Source organism: Bacteroidota bacterium, assembly GCA_030017895.1.
In the GTDB taxonomy this organism is placed as follows: Bacteria; Bacteroidota; Ignavibacteria; order UBA10030; family BY39; genus JASEGV01.
Window position 1 is genome coordinate 1 of record JASEGV010000129.1, and the last position, 4,407, is coordinate 4,407.

At 38.4% G+C, this 4,407-nt stretch carries 4 protein-coding genes; all 4 read right to left on the bottom strand.

Features of this window, described 5'->3' with window-relative positions; translation table 11 throughout:
* Positions 1-28: 28 nt before the first annotated feature.
* Genes QME58_14095 through QME58_14110 form a run of 4 tightly spaced genes read right to left on the bottom strand, consistent with a single transcriptional unit; the run spans position 29 to position 4,202 of the window.
* Positions 29-745: a hypothetical protein gene (locus tag QME58_14095; GenBank protein MDI6804946.1), complete on the bottom strand. Its 717-nt coding sequence runs from the start codon at positions 743-745 to the stop codon at positions 29-31.
* A 39-nt stretch (positions 746-784) separates the two neighbouring features.
* Entirely contained in the window at positions 785-1,690 is a 906-nt protein-coding gene (locus QME58_14100) for a hypothetical protein (GenBank protein ID MDI6804947.1), read from the bottom strand.
* Between the two features lie 23 nt (positions 1,691-1,713).
* Positions 1,714-3,834 (bottom strand): T9SS type A sorting domain-containing protein, encoded by a 2,121-nt coding sequence (locus QME58_14105; protein MDI6804948.1) that lies wholly within the window; start codon positions 3,832-3,834, stop codon positions 1,714-1,716.
* Positions 3,835-3,845: 11 nt separating this feature from the next.
* The gene (locus QME58_14110; GenBank protein MDI6804949.1) at positions 3,846-4,202 is read right to left on the bottom strand and encodes a response regulator transcription factor; all 357 of its coding nucleotides are present in this window, start codon (positions 4,200-4,202) and stop codon (positions 3,846-3,848) included.
* Between the last annotated feature and the right edge of the window lie 205 nt (positions 4,203-4,407).

Consider the following 4,407-nt stretch of genomic DNA (forward strand, 5'->3'; position numbering starts at 1 on the left):
AAATATACAAAAAAAAGTATTCAATAAGTCAATTTTTGGAACCGCCCTTAATATTTATCGTAGTAGTGGGTCCGCTTGGATTGATTATATCTAAAGTGTTATTTGTGTTTTGTACTGTTTGAATTCCCGACACACCACTGCTACCAGCATTAATTATTATCGAGTCGCCACTGGTTGATATTGTAGCTCCACCGACAGCTGAGAGCGTTATATTTTCAGACAGCGTATTCAAAGTTTTCACAACCTGATTAGGCGCAATTTTCTCACCTGTTATGCTATTGTCGGGAATTGTACCAGCAATTCGAGCACTGTCGACAAATACCTGAAGCGGATATTGTTTTGCGTATTGTGCTGTATCAGCATTTATTGATTTGATGCTGTAACCCACCGATGTTAAAGGAATCCGTTGAGGGAGTTCAGCTTCGGCGCCAGATTTTATACCAAGCCAATAATGTTTATCGAATTTTACATTCGGTTCAAAAGATGTTTGGTCGCCAAGTACTGTTGAAAATAATCCCCGCTTAACTAACACGTCTTTAATCTCAGTCCATACTGCACTTCCGCCTGTGCTTACATCGTACAACCTGAATGTGAATGTGTACATGCCATCAGGTTTTGGATTTCCCAAACTATCAGTAAGCACGCCTTGGTAAGACAGCGTAGGGGGAATTTGTGCTTGCATTGTTTGAATAATAATCAGTATCATTAGAATTCTGATAAGCCAAAAAAAGAATTTGCTTTGCATAATAATCTCCTTTATAATAACTGTACAAAATTATTTTGTTTAGTTACACACTGCCGGTTTCTCATAAGCATATTTTATATCATTGAAATAGATACAGCCATCACCGCATACCTGATAGTTTACAACATCGGTATTACCATTCGAGTAAGCAAATATAATCTTACCCGATGTTTTATTCCCGCTTATACTCCAAGTTCCGGCTTCACCTGATTGACTTGCTGTCCCCCAAGCGCCGGCAGTCCCGGCGTCGCCCGAATATCCCGACTCGCTCGTGAAATAGAATTGTCCATTGGAGCAAATAACAAACCTTCTCTCGGTACCACCGCTTGTAATACCTCCGCCGGTAAAACTGTAATAAGTTCCGGCAAAGTATTTCATCAAACCGGATGCATCGTTACCGCCGGTTCCTTTTTCAAAGGTGAAATTGTCGGGAGTTTTCGTTTTAGTGTAGTTCATCCCCTTGGCAATTGCTTCGGCAGTTTTTGAAAGTTCTTTGTTAAAATTCTCTGGCGAGTCGAAAGCTAAAATATAGACGCCATTGCCGTATGCAGGATGTGTTCCAATGATGTATGCCTTTACGTTTTGGTATTCATAGATGCCTGAATATTCACCGGCGTAAATGTTTTCTCCTAATGTAGTTAACTTCCCAGAAAGGAGAAGCGAAGTACCTTCCTCATCCAAGCCGGTTAACATTTGTTGTTTAACTTCCTCAAAGCCGTTAGCATCTGTGGGAATAATTAGTATCGCACCTGATATTTTATCATGGCCTAATAAAATACCTGATTCATTTTGTTGATATACCCATCCTGTAGGTTTTATGAATTTGAAACCTCCTTGAGAAATCCATTCATCACTTGATTCTTGTGCGAATAAAGAAGATATTGATAATGCCAATATAGTAATAAGACGATTAAATAAATATTTATAATTCATATTTAAACTCATATTCATTTATCCGACGCTCCATTCTACTTCAGCAACAAGAACTTTTTCGTGGCAGTATATTCACCAATTGTTAGCCGATAGTAATAAACACCGGTTGAAAATCCGAAATCCGATCCGTTAGCTGACGGACGAAATCCAAATTCATACTTTCCCGCTTGCTTATACTCATCCACAAGCGTCGCTACTTCCCTACCTAACATATCAAAAACCTTCAGTGTTGTCCAACCACTAACTGGTGATTGCCAACTGATTTTTGTGCTTGGATTAAACGGATTAGGATAATTTTGCCCTAAAGAAAATGATGAGGGTATTGATTCCATATCCTCAACAGATGTTACAGTTGATGTTGTTGTTTTATATAAAGAATATCCCCAGGGTCCTGAGTACAAAAAGCCGTCTGCATCAATTGCAACAGAACGTACATCATTTGTAGGAATCCCTGAATTGATTGATACCCAGGTTACCCCAAAATCAGTTGAACGTTTTACTCCACTGCCATAGTTAAAAGTACCTGCAAACAGATGACCTTGAGAGTTTTCAGCATAAGAGTATGCCATATTGCCCAAAGGCATGGGTGTCCAGGTTAAACCATTATCAGTAGAGCGTTTCTGATCAGTATAGAGATAATCATTACTTGAAATAAAGAAACTATATATACAGCTGGAACCATAGTTTGAGGTTAAATCAACCCAGACTGTATCTCCGGCAGGGAGTTTCCACAAACCGCCACAATAGCTTCCAAGGAATAAATCTCCGAGTGAATTGAATTTTAGCTTCCCATCAGGCACATTTCCTATTCTATACCAGGAAACTCCGTTGTTTGTAGATTTAAATACACCGGCAGAATTACTGGCATATACATTATCTGAGTCATCAACCGTTAATCCTTTTATATCTCCTGCCTGAAGACCCGATTGTGCAAGCACCCAGGAATCACCATTATCTGTCGAGCGATAAACAAAAGTAGTTGGCCAATTATTAGTAAATCCAATGAATATTGTACCATCCGGTTTAATTGAGATACTTTTAATTTCACTATTATTCACATCTCGTGAAGATAAGCCATTATTTATTGGCTCCCAGGTTAAACCATTATCTTTTGATCTTGACATACCAACTGTTGAGGCAAATAAAAATCCATTCGACGGACTTACTGCCAATACTTTAACATATGCAGAAATTAAACCCACCTGCTGCCAGCTCTCACAGTTATCCACTGATCTGTAAATTCCGCCTCCGACTGTTCCGGCATAAACACTTCCATCATTTGATATGTGCATTGATTTGATATAGATATGTCCGAGTCCGGAATTTTGCTGTGTCCAGGTTGCACCATCATCTGTTGATCGCCAGATGCCCCAACCATAGCTCCCGACAAAAATATGGCCATCGGTATTGATAACTATGTTGTGTGAAGGATAAACTCTGAAACCTTCTTTTACAGGCGTCCAGCTATTGCCGTTGTTTGTTGATTTAAAGACACCTGAGTATGTAGTATGTTCCTCGGAAGTACCGGCGAATAAATTTCCATTTGGAGCAACAGCAATTGAGTTGATGTAGGTAACTCCGGACATATTCGTCCATGTTGCACCTCTATCAGTTGAGCGTCTTCCAACTTGACCACCGAAAAAGATATGCCCGCTATCATTTATCGCAATACAGGGACCTCCACCTCCTGAATAATGATTCCAGGTATATCCTCCATCTTTTGAAACACTGTATTGTCCAAATCCAGTATTGCCGACATAAATATGTCCGCTATCATTTTGAGCAACGCAACTTCCACCTAAACCTGAGAAAATACTGGTCCAATTTTCACCATTATCGGTAGATCTGAAGACATAAGCACCAACATGGCTTCCAGCACCGGCTATTAAATTATCAGCGCTATCAACCACAATCCAGCCAACATTTCGATAGTCCAAAGCGACCCCATTGATAATACTTTGGAAGGTTAATCCTTCATCAACAGATCTAAAGAAACCTTTATAATCATCGGAACCAGAGAAAATATTGCCGTTGCTATTAGAAGCAAAGCAGGTGGGGGTCCCTCCAAACGGACCATTAAGCTGCTCCCACTGAATCGATTGTGAAAATAAAAATGAAGTGCAAAAGAATAATAGAAAAAATAAACATTTTTTCATAACTATCTCCTTTAATTATTGTTGTTTAAAATTTTTGGAATTAATTCTACATTTTCTTTTAAAAAGAAATTGGAGGCGCCGAATTTCGTAGCAACTTCACGATATTCAGTATCATTATATTGTGTAAGAATTATAATCTTCGCATCACGATTTTTCTCTCTTATTAAACATGTTGCTTCTAAGCCATCAATATTGGGAAGCTTTATATCCATTAAGACCCAATCTGGTTTTAATGCGCTGAACATTGATATAGCACTTTCACCATCTTCACATTCGTATATTGCTTCGAGATTATAGATAGAAGACTGAAGCATTTTCTTTACGAATGCCCGAAATTTCGTATTATCGTCCACCAGCAGTATAGTCATTTGATTTTAGATTTTTATTCTTGTAGATAATTAACTCTTTTAAGAAAGCTAAATCAATATGTATAAGTACTCATTTTGATGAGTAACTGTACTCATTTTATGGAATTTTTAAGAGAATTGTTTGAGTAGAGAAGCTGCGGTGTTTTTATTATAGGCTCATCGTGGAAGTGAGTGGGTAAAAATGATAGATAGAAACAGCGTAACA